General features: G+C 62.0%; 23 protein-coding genes. 12 read left to right on the forward strand and 11 right to left on the reverse strand.

Annotated features, from left to right (window positions below):
• The first annotated feature begins 5 nt into the window (after positions 1 to 5).
• Entirely contained in the window at positions 6 to 374 is a 369-nt protein-coding gene (locus tag QGV54_RS06710; protein ID WP_281017612.1) for a GFA family protein, read from the forward strand.
• Between the two features lie 116 nt (positions 375 to 490).
• Positions 491 to 1477, forward strand: coding sequence for a tetratricopeptide repeat protein (locus QGV54_RS06715; RefSeq protein ID WP_281017611.1), 987 nt, complete (start codon positions 491 to 493; stop codon positions 1475 to 1477).
• 55 nt (positions 1478 to 1532) lie between these two features.
• Here QGV54_RS06715 and QGV54_RS06720 read toward each other — a convergent pair whose 3' ends face one another.
• Positions 1533 to 2522: an alpha/beta hydrolase gene (locus QGV54_RS06720; protein ID WP_281017610.1), complete on the reverse strand. Its 990-nt coding sequence runs from the start codon at positions 2520 to 2522 to the stop codon at positions 1533 to 1535.
• A gap of 139 nt (positions 2523 to 2661) precedes the next feature.
• On the opposite strand from QGV54_RS06720, the gene serS reads away from it, so the two are divergent.
• From serS to QGV54_RS06750, 6 genes are all read left to right on the forward strand, one after another.
• On the forward strand, positions 2662 to 3948 hold the full coding sequence (gene serS / locus QGV54_RS06725; protein WP_281017609.1) for a serine--tRNA ligase: 1287 nt from the start codon (positions 2662 to 2664) through the stop codon (positions 3946 to 3948).
• 5 nt (positions 3949 to 3953) lie between these two features.
• Entirely contained in the window at positions 3954 to 4709 is a 756-nt protein-coding gene (gene surE / locus QGV54_RS06730; RefSeq protein ID WP_281017608.1) for a 5'/3'-nucleotidase SurE, read from the forward strand.
• A gap of 8 nt (positions 4710 to 4717) precedes the next feature.
• Positions 4718 to 5377, forward strand: a complete 660-nt coding sequence (locus QGV54_RS06735) for a protein-L-isoaspartate(D-aspartate) O-methyltransferase (RefSeq protein ID WP_281017607.1) — start codon at positions 4718 to 4720, stop codon at positions 5375 to 5377.
• A gap of 62 nt (positions 5378 to 5439) precedes the next feature.
• Positions 5440 to 6462 carry a peptidoglycan DD-metalloendopeptidase family protein gene (locus QGV54_RS06740; RefSeq protein WP_281017606.1) on the forward strand — a complete coding sequence of 341 codons (1023 nt, stop codon included), beginning with the start codon at positions 5440 to 5442 and terminating at the stop codon, positions 6460 to 6462.
• Between the two features lie 45 nt (positions 6463 to 6507).
• Positions 6508 to 7485 (forward strand): hypothetical protein, encoded by a 978-nt coding sequence (locus QGV54_RS06745; RefSeq protein WP_281017605.1) that lies wholly within the window; start codon positions 6508 to 6510, stop codon positions 7483 to 7485.
• A 258-nt stretch (positions 7486 to 7743) separates the two neighbouring features.
• Positions 7744 to 8724, forward strand: a complete 981-nt coding sequence (locus tag QGV54_RS06750) for a hypothetical protein (protein ID WP_281017604.1) — start codon at positions 7744 to 7746, stop codon at positions 8722 to 8724.
• Between the two features lie 265 nt (positions 8725 to 8989).
• On the opposite strand, the gene QGV54_RS06755 is transcribed toward QGV54_RS06750, so the two are convergent.
• The 3 genes from QGV54_RS06755 to QGV54_RS06765 form a co-directional block, all read right to left on the reverse strand.
• A protein-coding gene (locus QGV54_RS06755) for an IS3 family transposase (RefSeq protein ID WP_281015974.1) occupies positions 8990 to 10128 on the reverse strand; the annotation gives its coding sequence in 2 pieces (ribosomal slippage) (positions 8990 to 9864 and positions 9864 to 10128; 1140 coding nt in all).
• Positions 10129 to 10184: 56 nt separating this feature from the next.
• Positions 10185 to 12350 (reverse strand): hypothetical protein, encoded by a 2166-nt coding sequence (locus QGV54_RS06760; protein ID WP_281020090.1) that lies wholly within the window; start codon positions 12348 to 12350, stop codon positions 10185 to 10187.
• 132 nt (positions 12351 to 12482) lie between these two features.
• Positions 12483 to 13343, reverse strand: coding sequence for an ATP-binding protein (locus QGV54_RS06765; protein WP_281017602.1), 861 nt, complete (start codon positions 13341 to 13343; stop codon positions 12483 to 12485).
• A gap of 186 nt (positions 13344 to 13529) precedes the next feature.
• Between QGV54_RS06765 and QGV54_RS06770 the strand changes: the two genes are divergently transcribed.
• Both QGV54_RS06770 and QGV54_RS06775 read left to right on the forward strand, forming a co-directional pair.
• Positions 13530 to 13994 carry a DUF393 domain-containing protein gene (locus tag QGV54_RS06770; protein ID WP_281017601.1) on the forward strand — a complete coding sequence of 155 codons (465 nt, stop codon included), beginning with the start codon at positions 13530 to 13532 and terminating at the stop codon, positions 13992 to 13994.
• Positions 13991 to 15622: an SDR family oxidoreductase gene (locus tag QGV54_RS06775; protein WP_281017600.1), complete on the forward strand. Its 1632-nt coding sequence runs from the start codon at positions 13991 to 13993 to the stop codon at positions 15620 to 15622. The genes QGV54_RS06770 and QGV54_RS06775 overlap by 4 nt, the downstream gene beginning before the upstream one ends.
• A gap of 8 nt (positions 15623 to 15630) precedes the next feature.
• Here QGV54_RS06775 and QGV54_RS06780 read toward each other — a convergent pair whose 3' ends face one another.
• From QGV54_RS06780 to QGV54_RS06810, 7 genes are all read right to left on the reverse strand, one after another.
• The gene (locus tag QGV54_RS06780) at positions 15631 to 15912 is read right to left on the reverse strand and encodes a hypothetical protein (RefSeq protein WP_281017599.1); all 282 of its coding nucleotides are present in this window, start codon (positions 15910 to 15912) and stop codon (positions 15631 to 15633) included.
• Between the two features lie 314 nt (positions 15913 to 16226).
• On the reverse strand, positions 16227 to 17072 hold the full coding sequence (locus QGV54_RS06785) for a TauD/TfdA family dioxygenase (protein WP_281017598.1): 846 nt from the start codon (positions 17070 to 17072) through the stop codon (positions 16227 to 16229).
• Positions 17073 to 17200: 128 nt separating this feature from the next.
• The gene (locus QGV54_RS06790; protein ID WP_281020091.1) at positions 17201 to 18253 is read right to left on the reverse strand and encodes an alcohol dehydrogenase; all 1053 of its coding nucleotides are present in this window, start codon (positions 18251 to 18253) and stop codon (positions 17201 to 17203) included.
• 30 nt (positions 18254 to 18283) lie between these two features.
• The gene (locus QGV54_RS06795; RefSeq protein WP_281017596.1) at positions 18284 to 18841 is read right to left on the reverse strand and encodes a hypothetical protein; all 558 of its coding nucleotides are present in this window, start codon (positions 18839 to 18841) and stop codon (positions 18284 to 18286) included.
• Positions 18842 to 18969: 128 nt separating this feature from the next.
• Entirely contained in the window at positions 18970 to 19272 is a 303-nt protein-coding gene (locus QGV54_RS06800; protein WP_281017595.1) for a hypothetical protein, read from the reverse strand.
• A gap of 23 nt (positions 19273 to 19295) precedes the next feature.
• Positions 19296 to 21149 (reverse strand): hypothetical protein, encoded by a 1854-nt coding sequence (locus QGV54_RS06805; protein WP_281017594.1) that lies wholly within the window; start codon positions 21147 to 21149, stop codon positions 19296 to 19298.
• Complete coding sequence (locus QGV54_RS06810; protein WP_281019885.1) at positions 21140 to 22495, reverse strand: IS1380 family transposase; 1356 nt, start codon at positions 22493 to 22495, stop codon at positions 21140 to 21142. The genes QGV54_RS06805 and QGV54_RS06810 overlap by 10 nt, the downstream gene beginning before the upstream one ends.
• A gap of 133 nt (positions 22496 to 22628) precedes the next feature.
• Here QGV54_RS06810 and QGV54_RS06815 point away from each other — a divergent pair, with 133 nt between their 5' ends.
• Both QGV54_RS06815 and QGV54_RS06820 read left to right on the forward strand, forming a co-directional pair.
• Complete coding sequence (locus QGV54_RS06815; RefSeq protein ID WP_281017593.1) at positions 22629 to 23510, forward strand: alpha/beta hydrolase; 882 nt, start codon at positions 22629 to 22631, stop codon at positions 23508 to 23510.
• A gap of 104 nt (positions 23511 to 23614) precedes the next feature.
• Positions 23615 to 24856, forward strand: a complete 1242-nt coding sequence (locus QGV54_RS06820) for a CoA transferase (RefSeq protein WP_281017592.1) — start codon at positions 23615 to 23617, stop codon at positions 24854 to 24856.
• The last annotated feature ends 199 nt before the right edge of the window (positions 24857 to 25055 follow it).

A 25055-nucleotide genomic window follows, 5' to 3' on the forward strand; every position in this document is an offset into this window, starting at 1 on the left:
GTCCGATGAGAGAGATCATCGGTTGTCACTGCACCATGTGCCGGCGGCAGACCAGTCACTTTCTGGCCTTCACCGCGGCGTGGGACGATGATCTGAGCCTCACGGGGGAGGAGTCACTGTCCTGGTACCGCTCCAGTGCCGACAGCCAGCGCGGGTTCTGTCGCAAATGCGGATCCATGTTGTTCTTCGCGACCGAAGGCGCGGGCAGGACTTCCATTTCGGCGGGCGCTCTGGACCCCGGTCACGGGCTGGGACTGGCAGCCCACATCTTCACCGACGGCGCCGGTGAATATTACACCCCTGATGATGCAGTCCCCTGTTTCCGCGGCGGCGGTGGCGGTGTTCCCATGCCGCCGAGGCGGCAGGACAGCTAGCGAATTCACGGGAAGCAACCAGTCGCCCCGGCACTGAACCATGCTTGGCACATGGTTTGCCTGTCAGCTCCATCGAAGCGGCCAACATGCATGCCGCTCACAAATGGAGGGGAATGATGAGGCTTTTTGCAAAGGGGGCACGGCGGACAATGGTCTGTGGTGCCATGATCGGCACGATCATGCTTGGCGCGGCGCAGGTGCAGGCGCAGGAAGAAGATGACGAGCGGAGCCAGGACGAGAAGCTGCTCTGGGAAGAGACGCTTGTCGCGGCGAAGGAGGGCAGTTCAACCGCAATGTGTGACCTCGGCGAGCTGATCGTCCGGGGCAAGGAAGCACAGCGTGGGCTGAAGGTCGCTGCCAAGTGGTTCGGCAAGGCCGCCGAGCAGGACGCACTCTGCGGTCTCCTGCGCATGGCGGAGTTCCATCGTCGGGGCAGGGGCGTGGAGGAGAACATTGCCCTCTCCGACGACTTCTACGCCCGGGCGCTGCCGCAGGTGGCCGCACTGGCGCGTGGCGGCGATATCCAGATGCAGATCCAGTTGGCCAAGATGCACCACAAGGCATTTGGTACACCGGAAGATCTGGAACTGGCGGCGCTCTGGTATGGTACCGCGGCCGCTCTGCTGGAGCCTCTGGTCAAGGCCGGCGATATTGATGCGCACAAGAAGCTCGCGAACATCCTCGTCATCGGGGTTGGTGTGGATCGCGATGTTGTCCGGGCCGGGAAGCTCTATGAAGCTGCCGCGACCGCCGGTGACCGCGCCGGCCAGTTCCTCGCCGGTCGGATGTTCTTCACTGGCAAGGCGAACCATCCGGTCGACCACGAACGTGGCTTCTACTGGCTGTTCAGGGCAGCGGAGGCGGATCACCCGCGCTCCCAGGCCTATGTCGGTGCTGCATTTGCACAGGGTCTGGGCGTCGAACCCGATCCGGTCGAGGCCGTGAAATGGCTGCAGCTTGCCATTGATCGTGGTGTCGGCGCCGCGAAGCCCGAACTGAAGGAACTGTCCCAGGACATCACGGAGAAGCAGTTGAAGCAGGGCAAGGAACTGGCTGCCGAGTGGATTCCGATCTTCGATCGTGGTCTCGCGAAGAGCAGCTGACCGCAGGAATTTCCGGAGGCATGGAGTGAAATTTTCCAGCCTCTGGAAATGCTTGTCACATTTTCTTCATGGAATTTATCCAGTCCAGCAGCAGGGTCGTGACCTGTTCCGGCGCTTCCTGCTGTGTCCAGTGACCGATACCTTCCAGCAGCACGGCGTCTGACAGGTTCGGTATCAGCTGCTTCATGGATGCCACCATGTCCTTGCCCGGCAGCATCTTGAGGACCAGGTCGCGCGTGCCGCCGATATAGAGCGCGGGCTGATGGATACGCCTGTCAGGCAGGGCATTCAGCAGCTCGAAATCGCGGTGGTGATTTCGGTACCGGTTCAGCGGCCCGCGGAAGCCTGACCGTTCGAACTCACCAACGAAATAGTCGATGTCGGTCTCCGTCAGCCAGGCCGGAAACGGGTCGGGGTCGGGCAGCCGTTCCAGCAGGGTCGCGCCATGCGGCTTGTCGGTCGGCCATGTGCCGTCCGGGGCATCGCCGGAGATGGCGTAGTAGACCCGCCGCAGGCCACCGCGAATGTCGGCTTCCAGTTCGGCTTCGCCTACGCCCTCATCCTGGAAATAGACCTGATAGAAGAAGCGTCCGTTGGCCGTGAAGACCTGCTTCACGATATCGATGAAGGGCGCAGGGCCGGGGCCGAGATAGGGAACCGAAAGCCCTGAAACGGCGCTGACCCGGTCGGGATGCAGCAGGGCGGTGTTCCATACGATCGGGGCACCCCAGTCATGGCCGATCAGGATGGCGCTGTCGTGGCCCAGCGCCGGGATCAGCCCGGCCACATCGCCGGTCAGGCTCTCCATGTCATAGGCCTCCACCGCGTGCGGCTTGCTGCTGCCGCCATAGCCGCGCACGTCGATTGCCGCCACCTGATAGCCCGCGTCGGCGATGGGTCCCATCTGGTGCCGCCAGGAATACCAGCTTTCCGGCCAGCCATGGACCATGACCACCAGCGGACCTTCTCCGGTGACCGCAACGCGCAGTTCGACGCCGTTGGTGGCGACGGTCCGGAACTGGATACGGTCGAGAATGCTGCTCATGGTTCGTCTCCCCGGCGGTCATGCATGTCTGATCTCCCATGGTGGCACAGGTTCAGGTCATGAGAAGGATTCAATCGCCCTGCAAAGTGCACTATAAGGCGCGGGCACTTCACTTGAGACTCAGTCTGGAATTGATCCCATGCACGATATTCGCTGGATCCGGGAGAACCGGGATGCCTTCGACCAAGCCATGACCGCGCGCGGCCACGCCGCCCGCGCGGCCTCACTCGTGGAGATGTACGAGGCACGGCTGTCCATCCAGAACGAGATGCAGCGGAAGCAGTCGGAGCGCAATGCGACCGCCAAGGCCATTGGCAAGGCCAAGGGCAGCGGTGACGAGGCGGAGGCACAGCGCCTGATGCAGGCAACCGCCGACCTGAAGGCCGACGTGCAGCGGCTGGAGGAAGAGGACCGGGAGCGTGAGGCGGCGTTGACGCTGGAGCTTGCCGGTATTCCCAATGTTCCGGCCGCCGACGTGCCGGTTGGCGCGGATGAGGACGCCAACGAGCTGGTGCGCCAGGTCGGCGAGGTGCCGTCATTCGACTTCGCGCCGAAGGAACACTTCGAACTGGGGGAGGCGCTCGGCCTGATGGATTTCGACCGGGCGGCGGCCATGTCGGGCGCCCGTTTCGTCGTCCTGCGCGGCGCGCTGGCCCGGCTGGAGCGCGCGCTGGGGAACTGGTTCCTGGACGTGCAGACCGGTGAGTTCGGGTTCGAGGAAGTCAATCCGCCCCTGCTGGTGCGGGACGAGGCGGTATTCGGTACCGGCCAGTTGCCGAAGTTCTCGGAAGATCTGTTTCACACCGACAATGGCTTCTGGCTGGTACCCACGTCGGAGGTGCCGCTGACCAACATGGTGCGCGAACAGATCGTCGATGCCGCCAGCCTGCCGATGCGCCTGACGGCGCTGACGCCGTGTTTCCGGTCGGAAGCGGGTTCGGCCGGGCGGGACACGCGGGGCATGATCCGTCAGCACCAGTTCATGAAGGTGGAGATGGTGGTCATCACCGCCGATGACCAGTCGGAGGCGGAACTGGAGCGCATGACGAACTGCGCGGAGACCCTGCTGCAGCGGCTCGGGCTGGCCTATCAGGTCATGAAGCTCAGCAGCGGCGACATGGGGTTCACCGCCACCAAGACCTATGATCTGGAGGTCTGGCTGCCGGGACAGCAGCGCTACCGGGAGATTTCCTCCTGCTCCAACACCCTGGACTTCCAGGCGCGTCGCATGAATGCCCGCTATCGGCCCGAGGGCGAGAAGAAGACCCGCTTCGTCCATACCCTGAACGGATCGGGGCTGGCCGTTGGCCGGGCGATGATTGCCGTGATCGAGAATTACCAGCAGGCTGACGGCTCCATCATCGTGCCGGATGTCCTGCGACCCTACATGGGCGGGCAGACCGTCATCGAAGCCGTGAAGGGCTGAACGACATGCGTATCCTGCTGACGAACGATGACGGCATCGATGCTCCCGGTCTCAAGGCCATGGAGCGGATCGCGCGCGAACTGAGCGACGACGTCTGGATCGTCGCGCCGCAGCAGGAACAGAGCGGGGCGGGCCGCTCGCTCAGCCTGACCAACCCCCTGCGCCTGCACAAACTGGGGGAACAGCGCTTTGCCGTCGGCGGCACGCCCACCGACTGCGTGATGATGGCGGTGCGGCAGGTGCTGGACGGACGGCCCGACCTGATCCTGTCGGGTGTCAATCGGGGTGCCAACATCGCCGAGGATATCACCTATTCCGGCACGGTCGCGGCGGCCATGGAGGGGACGCTGCTGGGCATCCCGTCGATCGCCATGAGCCAGATCGGTTTCGCCGACCAGGTCATCCGCTGGCAGACCGCGGAGCAGCATGCGCCGGGCATCGTGCGCCGCCTGCTGGAGAACGGCTGGCCGAAGGATGTGCTGATCAACATCAACTATCCGGATGTCGAACCGGATGAGGTTAACGGGGTTCATGTGGTGCCTCACGGACGGCGTGACCAGGCTGACGTGACGGTGGACGCGCGCCAGGACGGGCGCAACATTCCCTATTACTGGATCGGGCTGCGCCGACAGAAGGCGATGCCGCCACCGGGCACGGACATCGGCACCATCTGGCGTGGCGGGATCTCGGTGACGCCGATCAGCCTCAACCTGACCGACCGGGATGCGCTTGATCCGCTCGGGCGCGTCTTTCAGGACTGAGGCAGCGCATGACGGATGATGTACGAAAGATCCGGCTGCTGATGCAGTTGCGTCGGGAGGGCATCACCGATTCCCAGGTGCTTGGCGCCATCGAGCGAGTGCCGCGCGAACAGTTCGTCGATGCCAATTTCCGCCATCAGGCCTATGAGAACATGCCGCTGCCGATCAAGCAGGGGCAGACCATCAGTCAGCCCTATGTGGTCGCCTTCATGACGGAGGCGCTGCGCCTGTTTCCGCGCGCCAAGGTGCTGGAGATCGGGACCGGCTCCGGCTACCAGGCGGCGGTGCTGGCAATGCTGTGCCGCCGCATCTACACGGTCGAGCGGCACCGGACACTGTACCGCGACGCCACGGCGCTGTTCAGCAGGCTGGGCATCAACAACATCATCGCCCATCTGGGGGACGGCACCCGCGGCTGGCCCGCTCAGGCTCCCTTTGACCGGATCATCGTCACGGCCGCGGCCTTCGGGGAAGTGCCGGCTGCCCTGGTCGAGCAGCTTTCGACCGGCGGTATCCTGATCGTGCCCGTCGGGCGCAGCGGCGCAGACCAGATGCTGGTGCGCGTGACCCGGCAGGCGGATGGCAGCACGACGCGGGAGAACCTGCTGCCGGTGCGATTCGTGCCGCTGCTGGACGGGGTGCCGAACGAACAGCGCGGGGAGGGCTGACGGCTGGCGCGGCTCAGCCGCATTCCCTTGCCGCCCGTCGCCCGGATTCATACTCTGGCCGCATGTTTCACCCGCGCGCGATCCTCCTGACGCTGGCCTTGCTGCTCGTCGCCTGCGGGCCGCGCGGCACGCCTGCGCCCGTGGAGGACCACAGCGCTTTCACCGGTGGCACGGTGATCGTCCGCCCCGGTGACACGGCCTATGCCATCGCCCGCCGCAGCGGTGTGCCGGTGCGCGACCTGATCCAGGCCAACGGGCTGCGGGCCCCCTATACGCTCGCCATCGGGCAACAGCTTCGGGTGCCGCAGTTGCGGCTGCACCGGGTGCGCCGGGGCGAAAGCCTGACAACGGTTTCCGAACGCTATGGCGTGGGACGGCGGGAGATCGTGCAATTGAACGGACTGGTTTCGCCATTCCGTCTGCACCCCGGACAGATCCTCAGGATTCCGGGTGGCGGGTCGCGGACGGAACCGACCCGCATCACCCGCGTTACAGCGGGCGCGGAGGTCGTGCCGCTACCGCCGCCGAGACCACCGGGACGGGTTGCGCGCGCGGGCGGGACCAGCAGACCCGCTGCGCCAGTCACGGCGCAGAAAGCACCGGCAGCACCTGCGCCCACGCAGGCATCCGCACCGACGCCCGCGCCGACAGTAGCCGCACCTGCGCCCGCCGCCGTCGCAACCACGGCAAGCGGTCTCGTCTGGCCCATCGCCGGAAAGGTGGTTTCCCGCTTCGGTCCGAAGGCCGGGGGGCTGCACAATGACGGGATCAACATCCGCGCCCCGCGCGGCACACCGGTACGTGCGATGACAGGCGGGGAGGTTGTCTATGCCGGCAACGAATTGCGCGGCTTCGGCAACCTGGTCCTGATCCGCCACTCGGGCGGCCTGACCACGGCCTACGCCCATCTGGACCGGATCGATGTGCAGCGCGGTGACCGGATCAGGCGGGGTCAGGCCATAGCCACCGTCGGAAGCACCGGCGGTGTCGATCCCGCGCAGTTGCACTTCGAGATCAGAAAGGGTCGGAAGGCCATTGACCCGGTGAGCAAACTCGGCAGCAGCCCGCCACGCAACCTGGGCTGAGCAAGCCGTGTTTCAGGCCTGCGCACTGCATGCTATGGTTGCGTGATGATCGACTGGGACTCCGGTATCAAGCCCTGGCACCTGGTCGCCGACGCCGGTTTCGGCGCGGCGATGGAGGACTGTGGCTTTCGCAAGGTGGGCCGCAGCATGTGGCGCCGCGACGGCGACCGCATTGCCTGGCGCGTGGCGCTGACAAAGGGATACGCGGGCACGCCGGGTTCATTTCGAGACGGCTACGGAGGCTTCGCGAAGGAAGTCGATGAACTGGTGAAACTCTACAACCCCAAACGCTCTCTGGAGCGCATGGAAGGTACGAGCGTTCCCATGCATCTTGGCAGTGCCCTCTCGGATGACCTGATCAGCGAACTGCGCGAAAAGGAATTCGAGCCCTGGCGGCGGAAGTGGCAAGCCGAACGGATCAACAGGACCGGCCTGTGGGGGATTCTGAAGGATTTCATCAAACCGATCCCGCCGTCACCGGACGTGGATTTCTCCGAGGTCCCGTTTCTGGAAAATGCGGGGCCTTCCAGCCTCGATTGGGCGTTCGTGGTCAGGACGGAAGCGCAGGTCAGCGAGATTGCACAACAGCTGATCCGGATATGGCATCAGGCAGCCATGCCCTGGATCGAGGATCGGCTTGATTTCGAGCACGCCTATCCCAGAACATGGGGCCCGGACAGTCCGGGCACGCGTTACTTCTGTTTCGAGAATCCGGAATTCTACGCGGCTGCAAAGATTGCCGGTGACCAGGCATGGATCAACGAAATGGCCCGCCGGGCCTTCGCACGGGCGCCGAAGAGCATTGACGAGGTCTGGAAGGAATGCCGCAAGAGATATCTCTTTGATCAGCCGCATGTACGTTCCGGTGAGGTCAAGCCCGAGACAATTGTAAGAAACCGGCTGATCGACAAATTTTCGAGTGCGGTGAAGGCCATGGCGATTGCCGAAGCTTTGTCCATCGACATTCCTGAATGCGATGTGGATTTCAGTCTGCTTCCAGTGCCTGTCGAATCCCTTCAATGACATATTCCCTGAGGCGGCGGCCTCGCCGCGATCGACCGCCGCCATCTCCTGACGGATGCGGTCCGACTGCCGCCGTTCGATCTCCTGATCCGGCACCGTTTCATGGGCCGCCTGACCCTCGTCGCGGAAGGCCAAGGCGCGGGGCGGTGATCTCGTTCGACATGCCAGGTGCACTGACCAACGTCGCGCTTTCAGGCAGTTCATTCCGGATCTGGAGACAGTTCTTGGCGTGAACGTGCTGCATGCTATGGTTGAGTGATGATTGACTGGGACCCCGGTATCAAGCCCTGGCACCTCGTCGCAGACGCCGGTTTCGGCGCGGCGATGGAGGACTGCGGCTTTCGCAAGGTGGGCCGCACCATGTGGCGCCGCGACGGCGATCGCATTGCCTGGCGCGTGGCGCTGACAAAGGGATACGCGGGCACGCCGGGCTCGTTCCGGGCCTCCTACGGCGGCTTCGTGAAGGAAATTGACGAACTGGTGAAGCTCTACAACCCGAAACGCTCGCAGGAACGGATGGAGGGCACGAGTGCACCCATGCACACCGGGGGAACGCTGGCGGGTGACCTGATGGAGGAGGAGAGACAAAAGGACTTTGCTCCCTGGGAGAGCAAGTGGGGAAATGAATATAAAAACAGATCAGGCTGGAAGGGGATTTGGAAGGACTTGATGGACCCGGTCCCGAAACCACCCAAAATTGACTATTCAGAGATTCCTTTCCTAGGCAGGGCAGGTGAGTACACGAACGAAATGGCCTTCATCATGAAGAACCAGGACGATATCAAGAAGGTCACGGAACTTCTCATCGATTGCTGGAACCGGATAACCCTGCCCTGGATTCAGGAGCGGCTGGATTTTGACCAACTGTATCCGCGACTCTGGGGTCGGCAGGCCCCGAACAAATCGACCTGGCATCACTATGACGCTGAAGTCTTCGCCGCAGCCAAACTGGCCCGAGACCAATCTTGGATAGACGAAATGGCCAGAATAGCCTTCGCCGAGTCCCGTACGAGCTTTGCAGAAATCTGGGAGAAATGCAGCGCTGATGGTGATTTTGATAGCGAGCGCGTCAGAACAGGTGAAGTTGCGCCAGAGACAATTGTCAGGAACAAATATGAATCAAGATTGATGCCAATTGTGACAGTCATTGCTATGGTGGAGACAATGAATATAGCAATCCCGAAAGAGATTGTTGATCAAATAGAACATCCTTGGATTGTGGGTCCGATGCGATTTTGAGAACGAGCGAGCAGCAACGAATTTGCTGCTCGCTCGCCGCACAATCAGATTTTAGGTGCCATCGTTCTCAAATTCGATCTGGCTCAGTGCGGTAAATACGGCGCCGATGGTAATCGTGGATGCAATATCTGTATCTCCTTTCTTTAGGAGTTGATCTGCGTGTTTGTATTTTTTGTCAAGTTTCTCAAGAAATTTCGTGATCACAGAGGTGGTTCGGTTCGTTTGAACAGTTTCGAGCCGTTTCTTAGGTGGATTTTCCGCTTGGTTATGCCGCCACCGGGATTGGTTGCAACTTGATGTGATATGCCTGATCGGGCGTTTGCCCTTCCAGCGATGAATGCGGTCTCCTTGTGTTGTAGAAGGCCAGGTATCGGTCGATGCCCTGTCGGGCGGCTGACACGCTTTCATAGGCGTGCAGATAGACCTCCTCGTATTTGACGCTGCGCCAGAGCCGTTCGACAAACACGTTATCGCGCCAAGCGCCCTTGCCATCCATGCTGATCTGGATGTCGGCGTCCTTCAGCGCCTTGATGAAGTCAATGGACGTGAACTGTGATCCTTGGTCCGAGTTCATGATCTCCGGCTTGCCATATCTGCGCAGGGCATCATTCAAGGCCTCCAGACACGGCGCTGTTTCCAGCGTCACCGACAGCCGCCAGGCCAGAACCTTGCGGCTGAACCAGTCCAGAACGGCGACCAGATAGACGAACCCTCGGGCCATGGGAATGTAGGTAATATCCATGGCCCAGACCTGATTGGGCTGCGTCACGGCCAGCTTGCGCAGCAGGTAGGGATAGATCCTGTGACCGGGCGCAGGCTTGCTGGTGTTCGGTCTGCGATAGAGCGCCTCAATGCCCATCGTTTTCATGCAGGTTGCCACGTGCAGCCGCCCGGCCGTGAAGCCTTCCTGCCGCAGCAACCCTTTCATCATACGGCTGCCCGCGAACGGGTAGTCCATGTGCAACTCGTCAATTCTGCGCATAAGCTTGAGGTCCGCCGCACTGGTCGGGCGCGGCGCGTAATACAGGCTGCCCCGGCTGATCCCGAGAAGCCGGGCTTGCCGTGTCAGGCTCAGCCTGTGGTCCGGGCCCGTCATTTCCTTGCGCTCGGCAACAGACCGGCCTTGTCGAGCGCGCCCTCTAAAAAATCGTTTTCCAGCGCCAGCTGGCCAATCTTCGCGTGCAGGGACTTTACGTCGATCTGCGGCTCTTTCGCGGCCTTTGGCGTGTCATCGAAGACACCCGTTACGCCCTCAAGCAGCTGATCCTTCCACTGCTTGATCTGATTGGGATGCAGGTCGAACTGCGTCGCCAGCTCGCTCATCGTCCTGTCGCCCTTCAGCGCCGCCAATGCGACTTTCGCTTTGAAGGCAGGGCTGTGGTTCCGCCTGGGTCGTCTTGTCATCTTCGCTCCTTCGTCCCGGCAACGCTGCCGGATTGGGAGCAGAAAATCCACCTAACTCAACTGTCCAGATTTGTCGGGCCACCTCTCACCCTCTCAGGTGTGCCCTTGTTTGTGAGGGATTTTCGAAGATCCTCGTTCAACATGTCCTGAGGGATCGCCCACAGTGGTATCCGGAGATGTTTGATATCCTTCTCGATTTCCGGAAGCGTATACCCATTCTGCCCTCCATTCTTGGAAAGGGTCGGAAAGGAATCTCTCCCGTCGGCGATTGCTTTGTCAGCACGCGCCTGGTCTTTAGTGAGTTTGGAAGACCCGGATTTCAGTTCGATCGCGAACGCCTTTCCCTCATCAATCTTGCGAACCCATAGTCCCATCAAGGTTGGCCTGAACCAGCCATATGCGACCGAGTCGAACTTCCTTGGCAACCACTCTCCGTCATCCGTTCTCACCATGTACAGATGATCGTGTTTCGGACCGTCCAGCGGACGTTTGGCTCCAGCCACATCAAGGTCAGTCGCCAGTTGGCCTTCGCTGGCCCGACGCTTACCATGCGTAAAGCTGCTACTGATCGCATGCTGCGTCTTCTCGTCAAGCTTCGACCAATCTGCGGCACCAACCAGTTCCTGAGCCGACATGCCTTCGAACTCTGTCTCGAAATCCTCTTCGGCCTTGAGCAGTTTGCGACGAGCGCGCTGGGCGTCGACAAGCTCTTCGGCCTTCTGGACGACCTTGGTCTTGCGCGCCTGTTCGGTGATGGCGTTCAGGACGGGGGCGGCGGCACTGGTGATGGCCTCCTCGGCCTTCCTTACCACCTTGACGTGGCGGAGGAGTTTCACGGCCTTGCCGACGAAGGGGACGGCGCCTGCGGCGGCGAGGGCGAAGGCGTTCCAGGCGGCGTTGGCCTCGGCGGTGTTGCCGGCGGCGTCCGCGGCCTGTGCCTGCGCGAGGTATTTCGCGGCGTCGGCGGCGGAGAGGGCTTCGCCGAGGCCGGGGAAGAACTCGAACAGCAATGGCACCTCCGGCTCGCCCTGCCCGGCGCCCGCCATCAGTTTCTCGATCTTGGCGACCGTGTCGGCTGCGCTCGCGCCCTCGTCCTGAAGGGCCTGCCGCAAAACTTCCGTGCCAGCCTTCAGCCGTGCCACCGAGATGGGGCTGGCGCCATGAGTGGAGACCTGACGCGCCCAGTTCTCGGTCAGCCGTTCCAGCTTCCGGGCGTCGAGCTTGCCGGCCTCGTACTTCTCCTGCAGCGCGGTCAGGAAGTCCGGCTCCTTTTCGCGCATGTAGGCGCCAAGGCGTGCCCGCGTCTCCGGCTGTTCCAGATCCAGGGCTGATTCAGTCGCGATCTCCCGGATACGGTCGATCTGGCGGGCGGTCAGGTCCTTGAGTTCCGGATCGTCGTGCAACGCCTGCAGGGACGGATCGGTGCCGGGGACCGGTGCGGCCTCGCCGCGATCGACCGCCGCCATCTCCTGACGGATGCGGTCGGCCTGCCGCCGTGCGATCTCCTGATCCTGCGCCGTTTCGTGGGCCACCTGACCCTCGTCGCGGAAGGGCACGGCGCGGGCGGTGGGGCTGTCGGGACTGTCGCGCACCACCGCCGGGTCCTCCGCCGGTGACATGTCCCGTGGGCTGGCCACGTCATCACCGATGAGCTGATGCAGGCGCGGGGCGGTAATCTGGTTGAGCAGCCGCAGGGTCAGGCTGCCCGGGGCGAGGGGGCCGGTCTCCCGGACGCCCTGCTTGCGACGGAAACGGGCGAGGGCGGTCTCCAGTTCCGGATCGGGGGCACCGGGCGGCAGGTCCACCGGGTTCAGGGCCGCATAGCGGGAGAGATAGTTGCCGATGGCCAGCGCCTGCATGACGCTCCGCCGGTCCTCGGGCCGATTGCGCCCGCCGGTGCCGACGGCGTCCCGCACGGGCACGGAATGCTGCTCACCCAGGATCCGCTGCTGCGCCGATGGGCGGGCTGCGGTCTGGCGCTCATGCCGCTCCGCCGCAAGGCGTTGGGCGGTGGGGCCATTGACCTGTGCCTCCCCATCAACCCGCAGGCCGCGGGAGTCCTGGAACCGGCGCACGGCCTCCGTGACGGCGGGGCGGGAGCGGTCAGCCACATCCTCGCCGACGTCACTCAGGGCCTGGCCAAGCCGGGTGACCTCCTTCGGATCATTGGCGTCAGAGGGGACAATCCGGTCATTCAGCCAGAAGGGATCGACGTTCATCATGCATGCTCCTGAAGGTTGTGGAACCTTCAGGATGGCAATCGAACTGAAATCAGTGCCTCGTGTCGTGAAGTCTCAGACGCGCGACGTCAGATCATGGCCCCGACCGGCGCCGCCCTCACGCAGAGAGCTTGCCTAGCCAAGTGGCTTGCCGAGACGCCCGGCGAGATCCTGGATGTACTGCCACGCCACGCGGCCTGACCGGGAACCACGGGTGGTGGCCCATTCGACCGATTCCAGGCGCAGGGTCTCCGGGTCCATCTCCAGCCCGTAGGCGGCGCAATAGCCGTTCACCATGGCGAGATATTCCCGCTGGCTGCAGGTATGGAAGCCGAGCCAGAGCCCGAAACGGTCGGACAGGGAGATCTTCTCCTCCACCGCTTCGGCCGGGTTGATGGCCGTGGAACGCTCGTTCTCGATCATGTCCCGCGGCATCAGGTGGCGACGGTTGGAGGTGGCGTAGAAGATGACGTTGGACGGGCGTCCTTCCAGTCCGCCCTCCAGTACCGCCTTCAGCGACTTGTAGCTGGTGTCGTCGGTGTCGAACGACAGGTCGTCGCAGAACAGGATGAAACGCTGATCCTGGCGCTCGCGCAGCACATGCAGCAGCCGGGGCAGGGAGTCGATGTCCTCCCGATGGATCTCGATCAGGATCAGCTTGCCGCCGGTCTCGCGGCTGACCTCCGCATGCGCCGCCTTGACCAGGGAACTCTTGCCCATGCCCCGCGCGCCCCACAGCAGCGCATTGTTGGCTGGCAGGCCGGTGGCGAAGCGCCGGGTATTGTCGGTCAGGATGTCCCGGACCCGGTCAATGCCCTGCAACAGGGCCATGCCTACGTGATTGACATCCGGTACCGGGTCCAGCCTGTCGGGATTGGCATGCCAGACGAAGGCGCTGGCCGCGTCGGTGTCCGGCTGGGCGGCGGCAGGCGGCGCCAGCCGTTCCAGTGCTTCCGCGATGCGGGTCAGGGTCGGCAGCAGGTCGGTGTCGGTCATGGTCACTCTCGATCAGTATCTCTTGCCGGGCGGAAGTACCGCAGTTCCGTTCCACACGCCAGTCCGGGAAGCCGCCTGCGGGCGATGCGGCCCGTGCAGACCGGCCCGGACCGCGACAATCGGTCGGTTCACGTCAGGCCCTGCGGGGTCCACGCTGGCACCCCGTCGCGGCAAGAAGCGTGTGCCATGCCCATGACTGTTCCGAACCGTGCCTACAGCTATCGCGATGATCCGCTGGTGCCGGACTTCGATGATGCGTGGCCCGTCGCCTTCATGGATGGGGAATGCGTGCTCTGCACCCGCGGCGCACGCATGATCGCGCGGCTGGACCACCGTCTCGGCATTCGGGTCTGCCCCGTGAACAGCCCCCTGGGCCAGGCCATGCTGGCCCACCTCGGCCTTGATCCGAATGACACGGAAACCTGGGTCTACCTGCGGGATGGGGTGGCTCATACGTCGCTGGCCGCGATCATCCTGCTTGGCCGTGACATTGGCGGGTTGGGGCATCTGCTCGCACCCCTGGCCCTGCTGCCGGGTGGCGCTCAGGACTGGCTGTACCGGCGGATCGCCCGGAACCGCTATGCCATGTTCGGGCGCACCGACATGTGTGCCGCGCCGGATGAGAAGCTCCGCCGAAGGTTGCTGACATGAAGGTGCTGATCATCGGCGGTACAGGGGTCTTCGGCAGCAGGCTGGCGGAGTTGCTGCATCGCGATGGTCATGAGGTCACGCTGGCCGGTCGTTCCGCCGAACGGGCGGAACTGGCGGCGCCGATGGATGCCATGGCGCGGCTGAAGCTTGATCGGGACGGCGACCTGACGCCTGTCCTGAGCGCCGGGGTGGAGGTTGTGGTTGATGCTTCCGGCCCGTTTCAGGCCATGCGGGCATCGCTGGATGACCCGTGGCGGGTGCCACGGTTCTGCATCGCGCACGGGCTGCACTATCTCGATCTCTCCGACGACGCCGATTTCACGGCAGGGATCGGCGCGCTGGATGATGTGGCACGGGCGGCGGGCTGTGTCGTGCTTTCCGGTGTCTCCAGCGTGCCCGCCCTGTCGTCGGCCGCCGTGCAGGCCCTGCGCGAGGGCATGCTGGACCTGGAACTGGTGGACACTGCCATTCTGCCCGGCAACCGCGCGCCGCGCGGCCGGTCGGTCGTGGAGGCGATCATGCGACAGGCCGGGACCCCGCTGGAGGTCTGGCGCGGCGGCGACTGGGTCGAGACACGCAACTGGTCGGAGAGCCGATCCATTCATCTGGCCGACGACATGGTTCGGCGCGGCTGGATGCTCCGCGTCCCGGATACCGTCCTGCTGCCGGCCTGGTCGGGCGCGAGGTCGGTGATTTTCCGTGCGGGGATGGAACTGCCCCTGCTGAATCTGGGCCTGGTCGGTCTCGGGCTGCTGCGGCGTCTCGGTTGCATCCGCAGGATCAGAAGATGGCAGGTCAGCGGCGCACTGCTGTTCGCGCGCTTGCTGGAAGCGTTTGGGTCGGACCGTGGGGGCATGGTGGTCAATGTGGTCGGACGCACGGACGGATCGGACCTGCACCGTCGCTGGACCCTGATCGCGGAGGCGGGCGAGGGACCCTATGTCCCGACCATTCCGGCGCGGGTGCTGCTGCGGCAGTTCGACAGGTGTGTTCCCGGCGCGCGACCATGCCTGGCCGAGTTCACCCTCGCGGAAGCGGAGGCAGCAATGGCTGATCTGGAGATCCGATTTCATCGTGAGGCCCGGTCTGTCCCCTGTCTGTTCGAGGCCGCTCTGGGGGCGGACTGGTCGCGCCTGTCGCCGGAAATCAGGCGGCTGCATGGCTTCCGGGATGGCGAGGCATTCTCGGGTACAGCGCAGGTGACACGGGGGCGCGGGTGGTTGCCGCAACTCGCCGCCGCCTTCTTCGGGTTTCCCCCGGCAGCCAGGGACGTACCGGTCCAGGTCACCATGCGGCGTCTGGACGACACGGAAACATGGGTCCGGCAGTTTGGTGACAGGCGTTTCCGGTCGCACCTGCGGCCCGGCGGCGCGGGACGGGTCTGGGAGCGCTTTGGCCCCTTCAGCTTTCTCATCGCGCTTGGTGTATCTGACGGGGCGCTGGATTTCCCCGTCGTGGCCGGCCGGTTTCTCGGGCTGGCTTTGCCGGGATTCCTGCTGCCGTACAGCGAGTCCCGCGAGTCGGTTCGCGACGGGGCGTTTCATTTCGATGTGGCGCTGCATCTGCCGCTTACCCGGCAGTTGATGGTGCGCTACCGCGGATCGCTATGTCCTACGCCTGATCCCTGACGCAGGCGTCAATGCATCGTCACACCGAACTTTGCGCGATCGATGATGACGGGCGTGACCGTGTCGCGGGTCGAGATTCGCACGGAGTGAAGGTTCGCCTTGATGGCGTCCCGCCAGTTGGCGATGAACTGCATCACACGCGGAAACTCCGGTGCGAGGTCAAGTGTCTGCCAGACAAATGTCTGAAGATGCTGGGGCTGATCGGGCATGTGGTAGACGATTTCAGCAGTTGCCAGACGATATCTGCCGGATTGCTCATCCTGGCTCGTCTGCACTTCAAGGCTGGACATGGTGAACTCCTTCACGCGTCACCAGTTAACTGACCCCACCCCAATCTGGGTATGATTCTCTACTGTATCCAATAATTTTCGGTTAAGTCGGAGACTGGAATATGCATCGTGACCTTTCGGCAACGGACGCAGTTCGCCCGATCCCGGCCGGATACTTCAGCGTATCCCGGTGACAGGTCGGCTTGCGCTCCCCCCGGAACGCGGCGAAGGCTTCGCTATGCGCGGGGCCGTCGAGCCGCTCCAGGCCTGCGACCACCTTGGTACTGGATCACGTTCCGGCTTGCGGAAGGCCTCGCATGAGCATGGGCGTGGGCTCAGCCATGGAACGATCTGTCGTCGGCGATTGTCAGGCGATGCAGCAGGCGATCATGGCCCTCGTAGCCGCCGGTTGCCTTGTGCAGGACCGAGCGGTTGTCCCAGAGCACGAGCATGTTCGGTTGCCATTCATGGGTGTAGGTGAATTCGGGCCTGCTCTGCCAGCGATAGAGTTCCTTCACCATTTCCTGCGACTCGGCTTCCTCCACCCCATCGAAACCGATCACGTAGGCGCCGCCGAAGAGACCGGCGCGACCGGATTCCGGGTGCCTGCGGACCAGCGGGTGACGTCGGATGTTCCGCGCGGCCTCGGACGTGGTGATCGCCATGCTGCCCTTGTTGCCCTCTTCCGAATAGAAGCCATCGTCGCCATAGGCCGAGCGGGCGGAATGCAGGGCTGTCTGCCCCTCGAACCGCTGCCGCATGTCCGCAGGCATATCGTCCAGGGCCTTGTGCTGGTTGGAGAACAGGGTGTCACCGCCGACAGGCGGGACAACGACACTCAGCAGGCAGGTCCCGGCAGGGGGCGTTTCCTGGAAACTCCAGTCCGAATGCCAGACATCGGCAAAGATGCGACCGGTTTCATCCGCACGACGCTGGATGGCGGCAATGCGCTTCTTGCCCTCCATTGCCCTGATGAAGGGATCGTCGCCAATGGGGCCGATGCTCTCGGCAAAGCCTTCAAGCTGTGCGTCATCAAGTTCCTGATCGGGGAAGATCAGCACATGGTGCTCCAGCCACGCCGCGCGCAGATCGGCGACGGTGCCTGAATCCTGCGGCTGGCGCAGATCGATGCCCGTCACGAATGCGCCGCACGCCTGACCCGTCGATTCAATCGAGAACATCGGAAATCCTCCCACCCGATTATTGGTTGTCGAACAACAACAGTTCATTTCGTAGGTCATTCAGGTGGCGGGGTCAACCGGTCACGCAGTCATTCTGTTCTGGCTACTGTGTCGCCGCGATCGGGGTTTCAGGGCTTGAGAACCTGCCGTCCGCTGACCTTGCCGTCGACCAGATCCTGCAGCGCGGCGTTGGCTTCCGCCAGCGGGCGCGTGCTGACCGGAATCGGCGGCACCTTTCCGGCACGGACAAGCTCCATCAGTTCCGTCATGTCCTGCAGGTCGCCGACATAGGATCCCTCGATGGTGAGCTGGAAGATCGGCATCCGGGGCAGGGCCAGCGGCAACGCCTCGCCATACAGGCCGACGATCACCAGCTTGCCGGTCTTGGCGAGGCAGTCGAGGCCGAAGGATGCGGTCTCGGGCCGGCCAACGAAGTCGATCACGCCCCGGACGCCGCCGCCCAGCATCTCCTTCAGTTTCTCGGCTGCCTGCGGCTGGCTGTTGTCAAAGGTCTCGTCCGCACCGGCCTGCCGGGCGACGGAGCGCTTTTCCGGATCGACATCGGCCACGATGACCTTGGCATCTGTCACATGTTTCGCCAGCATGACCGCCGACAGGCCCACACCGCCGGCACCGACAATGACGAGGTGGTCCTTCGCCGTCAGGCGGGCATGCTTCTTCAGCGCGCTGTAGGCGGTCAGACCCGAACAGGCATAGGTGCAGGCCAGATCCACCGGCGTATCGCCATGTTCGAACAGGTAGCGCTTGTCGGGGCAGATCACGTGGGTGGCATAGCCGCCGTCGCGCCGCGTGCCCAGCGGCCGCGTCGTCAGGCAGTCGATGTCGCGCCCGGTCGCGCAGTGCTCGCATTCACCGCAGCCGATCCAGGGGTAGACGACATAGGACTTGCCGGGTTCGATGCCCTCGACATCCGGGCCGACGGCCTCCACCACGCCGCCGATCTCGGGGCCCATGGTCATCGGCAGTTCGACACCCATGTCGGCCAGGCGGGCGAAATTGCCCTGGCCCATGTTGAAGCCGCCCTCGTGCAGGTGCAGGTCGCTGTGACAGACGCCGCAGGAGGTGACGCGGATCAGGATCTCGCTGCCTGTCGGCTCGGGTGTGTCGCACTCCCGTTCCTGGAGCGGCTCACCCCATTCGATGATCTGCTGTGCTTTCATGGACTGTCCCTCCCCGGATGACTACCGCAATTACTGCTGACGGTAGCCAACCGGGTTTCGGAAGGGAACCAGGGATCGTGTCATGGTGGGGGAACGGTATTGCAAAGGCATGGGTATTCGCAGCCTGACGCCGGAAGGCTTATGATCCCCGATTGCCCGAAACAGGCGATTGCCCTTCGATACGATGACGATGTCACCCTCTTGGATCCAGTTCCGGAAAATGAACGGCATCTGCACCATGCCCGACCGGGCATCCACGTTGGCGTTGTGGTCGCCCTGCGCCTTGCAGGCTTCGATGATGGCTTCGCGGTCCGCGAACTTGTCGTCCGACCAGTCGATGTCCTGGAAGCCAAGGAGGGCGTAGCCGCCCTCGATAGCCTCCTCGAAGAGATGAGCGTCTTCTGGATTGTTCGCCTCGCCGATCGACATCTTGAAGACTTGGCGGCCTTCAACACGTATCGATTCCTCGTCGGATGCATGCCCACGGCTGGTCTCCGCGCGTTTCGCGATGCGCCTGAAAATGCCGGGCACCGTCTCCAGACGGAATCCGACCGTGGATGTGTCCTCGCCATCGTCCGCGCCGGTCATCGGCTGTCGGCCCTCGACGAACTCTTCATCCTGCAAAAATCGTCAGGGTTAGCCGTCCAAATTCATATCAATCACTTCCTTTGCCAGACTTTAGTTTTTTTGACCTATTTCGCTCTACTTAAAGGTGTTCAACCACATAAATCACGACTCTCAAGCCATTCATGTTGTCTTGCTAACATGGCCGCCGAAGGAGCGCTTTGTTCCCCCCAAAGGATACCCATAATTCGATCGAAAGCGCGCAGCTCGTCATCGCCACATACAGTGGCTTCAGCTTCAGTTAACACACCTGTGCAATCAAAACTTGCCGCCTGAGCTGAAAATGAAGCGGCAAATGTGACAAAAGTTACAATGCTACCTACGCCAAGAGTATTTCCCCAATTCAGCGCTGCATACTTTTCCAGGCATTTATCCCCGCATATCGCATGGACCATGCGAGAATATGTTCCAGCGCCCTCTAGTCCTTAGAGAAGAACATGTCCGCACCGCCGCTCGGATCGAACATCAAACCAAGCAGCATAGCGCCACAAGTCTCTTCATCATTAGCCAAGGTCCGAATTTTTATAATTTCAAGCTCGCTTAGCTGGTCGAGTTCTCTCGGGCTTAGGTCGTTCTTGGGTGATCCAGAAAAACGACTCTTCAAGTAGGATGAAGTAAACTCTCCCAACCGCCCAAAATCAGCACATGCTATTGCTATGTTGTACTTTACCAATACATCTCTCACATATTCCTCCCTAGACACAGTAGGAGGTGGGGGGATCATCCTGTTTGCCTTTTCGCTAAAGGCAGCAGCGAACCTACCTTCAAAATCTCTATGATAGAAAAAACCCTGTAAATAATGTTGTGTTTTCTTGACGCCTGTTAAATTTCCCATCAATTCTTCTATGGATACTTGAACAACCCACTCCTCTCCTTCGAAGTAAATCTTATCATCATGAAGATCTATGAGTTTTACCGGCATCTCCTCTATCCTCGAAAATTTTGTTAACTTGGTGATCCCAATGCTCGGTTGAAAGCGCTCCATTTTAGAGATTTCACCTGAAACAAGAACGCGATCACCAGGAAAAAGGCTCCGATCTTTGAGCGCTGGAAAAGTGACACGAACTCTTATTGCCTCCTCAGGCCTACCAGAGGCCCTATCTTCCTGATGGATCCACTGAAAATAGCATGCATCGTAGTAATAATCGCCTTCCGCCCAAATGCACTCAAAATCGTCGAAGGTGATTTTTGGAAATTTCATGTATAAGATGCCGCCAGTGCAATCCTCATTGAGTGCGCCCGGCAATGTTGTTGGGCCAAGGGTTATTCGCCTTCCGTTATAATCGCACTGGAAGTTATCCGGGTATTTTCGAAAGGCTTCACGCCCCTCACGCAGGAGTTCTGAGTCGACATCGCTGCGGTAGGTGTTAATATAACGCTCCACCACATCAAAAGCTGATGCGTACTCATACCACTTATTCCACATCACTTTATCAAAGTGATTTTCATTGGTGTTCGTTAACCAGAAACCCCAATCTGTGGTTTTGATTTCACTCTGGCCAAGATTTCGATCTACTGCGCCTACTTCGCTTTGTCCCGTGAATTGCACAGAAGGAGCCTTGGAGCGCGGTTCAAAATCGATTGAGACATCGCAATAATCATCCATCTTCAGGACGCTAGCCGTAAAGCCCATTAGTGAAAACGCAAGTTCGCGCTCCTCGCCGACTTCATTTGTTGCAACCACGACTGCGTTGCTCCCAGCGCGCATGTCAGAAAAAATCTCTGGACGTCTTTCGTCCAATGAAACCGCTATGTTGTCAGAGACACTTAAGTCATATTTTTTATCGTCGATAAACAGTGTTGCGCTTTGCAGCGCATCAGTTCCGGAAAAAATCAGGTAGTTAATTTGTGAGTTTTCTTTGTCGGTATACACCATCAACGTCGACCTGCCAGATGCAGTAGCCGCAACGCAAACATGACTTGAGTCGAAGTGAAACTCCCAATCTCCCTTGCCAAATACCTTCTCCAGTGTCTGGGCACTTGTGGAGTTTGAAATGAGTACGAAGGCAGTAAGAATACAAAGCGTTTTGATAAAGGTCATCCGATGTTCCCCAAGTGGCATGCTGCCTGACGTGAAAGTTGCCGAATTTTGCCTGCTGGACAAGCATTTTCCGTCCTGAGCGGCGCCTGCTGCCGGGCCGGCTGCTGAAACAGAGCGGATCAGACCACGAAGTCGCCGTGTTCTGGCTCGACGGTGATGTTTTTCAGCGCAGCGGGCAGACCTGTCGAGCCGGTTTCGTTCGGTTTCGGCTTGGATAGCTGTCATGTGCATAGCGGTGGCGCTCGAAGGCGGCGGATCGCGGCGAGGATGGCGCGGACCATCGGGCCGGTGATGGCCACCTCGGCCAGTTGGAAGGTGATGGCGCGGGCGTGACGGACGACACGCGCCCCGATCTTGATCAGCTTCAGTTGCAGGCTGGTCAATGACCAGTCCGCCATGGCCTCAGGCAGCTCGATGCAGCGCAGGAAGGTCGCTAGATTGTAGGCTAGGGCGTGCAGTTGCAGCCGCACCTCGTTGTCGCGGAACTTCCGGCATGACAGTCGCGTCCAGCGAAAGGCGTGTTTGCCTTCCTTGATGTGCTGCTCGGCGGTGCCGCGCTGGTTGTAGAACCGCACCACCCAGTCTGGGTCCATCGGCAGGTTGGTGACGATGAAGCCGACACGCGGGAACAGCTCGCCCGGATGCCATTCGATCTTGGCGATCACCCGGCGCGGCTTGTCCCAGGATGACGCCTGATACTCGAAGTCTTCGTAGAAGCGCTTCACCTTGGTCTGCGATGGTCGTCCCACGGGCCGTGTGAACCGATGCGCGATCTTCTCGCGCAGAACAGCGTTGGCAGGCAACCGGATGGCGTAGAAGTACTTCGCTTCTTCCAGCCGCTGATAGATCGCGGGGATTGCGTATGCGGCATCGGCCCGAAAGAAGCGGCCGCCAAGGTCGCGCCCGGCGTAGCGGGCGATCACCGGATCGAGGACATCCCGCCAGCCATCCGCACTGTGGACGTTGCCGTTGCGCAGGGCGCAGCGTTCCAGCATGCCGAACTGGTTGAACAGAAAGTTGGGGTGGTAGCAGGTGCAGTCGAAATGCCCGTTCCAGGCAGCGCCTTCCTGATCGCCATGGGTGGGGCTGACCGAGCTGTCCATATCCAACACGATATACTTCAGCCCGTTGCGGTCGTGAAACCGGTCGATCCATTGGCCGTTCAGGTCGGCCAGCGCTTCCCGGTTCTCGGCCAGTGCCAGCGTCTCTGTCTCAAACCGCCCCATCTGCGAGGCCGACGCCGCTTGCGCCTCCACGGCCCTGCCGCCAACGACCTGACGCATCACAGGATCGAGGGCTAGGCGATCGGCGTCGTTCACGTCCTCGTATCCGGCCAGTCGTCCGAACACCGATTGCCGGAACAACCCGTCAAGCCGGTGGAGCGTGTTTTTGCCGCGTCGGGTGTCGCACAATGCTGTTGCCGCCAGAACGGACAGCCCGAGCGCGTCATCCAGCTCGCGCATCACCAGCAGACCACCGTCCGAACTGATCTGCGCACCACGGAACTCCAGCCGCACACGGCGGTCGAAATCGACCCGATCTGCCCGCTGCGAGCCCGCACCCTCTGGGTGATCCATCAAACACGCCCCTCGCCGCAATCAACACTATGATTTATATAAGCAATGTCGAGTTCAGGACAGCGAAATCACCAAGTTACCTGGGGAATGCGGGATGATCGGGGCATGAGTCTCACCGAGGGGGTTCCAGGAAATGACCTTGTCCAGCACCGGCCCGACATCCCGGACCTATTTCTCCCAGCGCCTGCGGCTGCATTATGTCGACTGGGGCAATCCGGAGGCGCCGCCGCTGCTGCTTGTCCATGGCGGCCGGGATCACTGCCGCAACTGGGACTGGGTGGCCGAGCGTTTCCGCGATGACTGGCATGTCATCGCGCCGGACCTGCGTGGTCATGGCGACAGCCAGTGGTCGGCGGACGGCAATTATCCCATGAGCAGCTATGTCTATGACCTGGCCCAGCTCATCCACCAGCAGGAACTGGCGCCGGTGACCATCGTGGCGCACTCCCTGGGCGGCAACATCGCGCTGCGCTACACGGGCATCTACCCGGAAAGCGTCCGCCGGCTTGTCGCTATCGAAGGGCTGGGTCCGTCACCGAAGATCCTGCAGGAGCGGGGGGAGACACCATTCGCCGACCGCATGCGCGACTGGGTCGATGAACAGCGCAAGCTGTCAGGCCGGATGCCCCGGCGCTATGCCTCCATCGAGGATGCGTTCCGCCGGATGCAGGAGGAGAACAAGCACCTCTCGCCCGAGCAGGCGCGTCACCTGACCGTGCAGGGTGTCATCCAGAACGAGGACGGCACCTATTGCTGGAAGTTCGACAACTACGTGCGCACCTGGCCGCCCTATGACATGCCGGGTCGCGCCATCCAGGAGCTCTGGTCCATGATCACCTGCCCGACACTGCTGGTCTACGGCTCCGAGAGCTGGGCCTCGAACCCGGAAGAGGATGGCCGCCTGAAGCATTTCAACACGGCGGAAGTCGTTTCCTTCGAGGGGGCTGGCCACTGGGTACAGCATGACCGCCTGGACGGCTTCTGCGACAGGGTACGGGACTTCATCTCGCTCTAGACTCTGTTGACCGGGGTCGGCAGCCACAGTCTTGCGGGACGGGCCACCCCTTGCGGGTCCGCATGTTCTTCCTCAGGATACCTGTGTTCTGGGGAGGACAAGACATGCCTGACGATAGTGGAACAGCAAGCGGGCCGCTGGACGGCATCCGTGTTCTGGACCTGACGCGCTACGTGTCGGGGCCGCATGCAACGCAGATGATGGGCGATTCCGGCGCTGATGTGGTCAAGATCGAGGGCTTTGCCGGCGACGGCATGCGCATGGCCGATACAAAGCTGGGCAAGCCTGACAGCCTGCTCTTCATGACCATCAGCCGGGCCAAGCGCAGTCTGGCCATCGACCTTCGCAACGAGGAGGGCCAGGCCGTTCTGCGCGATCTGCTGCGGGAGGCCGATATCCTGGTCGAGAACTTCCGGCCCGGTGTCCTGGAGAAGATGGGCTTCGGCTGGGACGTGCTGCAGGAAATCAATCCGCGCCTGATCCTGGTCCGGATCTCGGGGTTCGGCCAGGATGGCCCCTGGGCGGAGCGCGCGTCCTATGACCCGGTCATCCAGGCGATCAGCGGAATCCAGTCGCTCACCGGCTCGGCGGATGGACCGCCAACCGTGTGCGGCACCGTCATCACCGACTATCTGGCCGGACTGCATGCCGTCATTGGCGCGGTATCGGCGCTTCAGGGGCGACAGCGGACGGGCAGGGGACAATGGGTCGATGTCTCCATGCTGGATGCCGCGACCAGTCTGCTGCTGTCGGCCATTCCGGAGTATCTGATGCAGGGCGTCACGCGGACGCGTCGCGGCAACAAGAACCCCGTCTCGGTCCCTTCCCACTGTTTCGAGTGCGGCGATGGGCGTCACGTCCACATCACGGCATGGACGGACAGCGAGTTCGCGAAACTGGCACAGGCGATGGAGATGCCGGGACTGACCACCGATCCGCGCTTTGCCGACATGGAAAGCCGGATTGCCAACGATACCGCGATCGAGACCATCATTGCCGACTGGATGAAGTGTTTCGATGCGGCCGAGGTCGAACGCCGCCTGATGGTGGTCAACCTGCCTGCAGCGCGCGTGGCCACGCTGGACGAGGTCGCGGTCAATCCGCAACTGCAGCACCGGGGACATTTCGTGGAGGTAGAGCATCCGCTGCAGGGTCGTGTCCCGGTCGCGGGACCGGCCATCCGCTACTCGGACAGTCCGCCAGCTGGGACACCTCGCATCCCGATGCTTGGCGAGCATTCCGAGGAGGTCCTGCGGGAGTGGCTGAACTACGATCCGGAAAGGATCCGGGCGCTGACTGCGGCGGATGTCATCCGTGGAACCGTGGCCGCCGAACCGGAAGCTTGAGAAAGGCGGAGCCCTTTCCAGGGATTTGATCCGGCGTGGCAGCATCTGGGGGAGCGTTGCGACGCCGTCGGCGGCTTCACTACCGGCCACGGTCTGCACTTCGACGGCGGGTATGCTGTGTGATTGTGGACGAATGGTCAGAAATGGGAGCGGTCACGATCGACGGTGGCTGGACTGCGCAGTAGCGGGTCATCAGGCA

Source organism: Minwuia sp. IMCC3060, from assembly GCF_029909435.1.
GTDB lineage: Bacteria > Pseudomonadota > Alphaproteobacteria > Minwuiales > Minwuiaceae > Minwuia.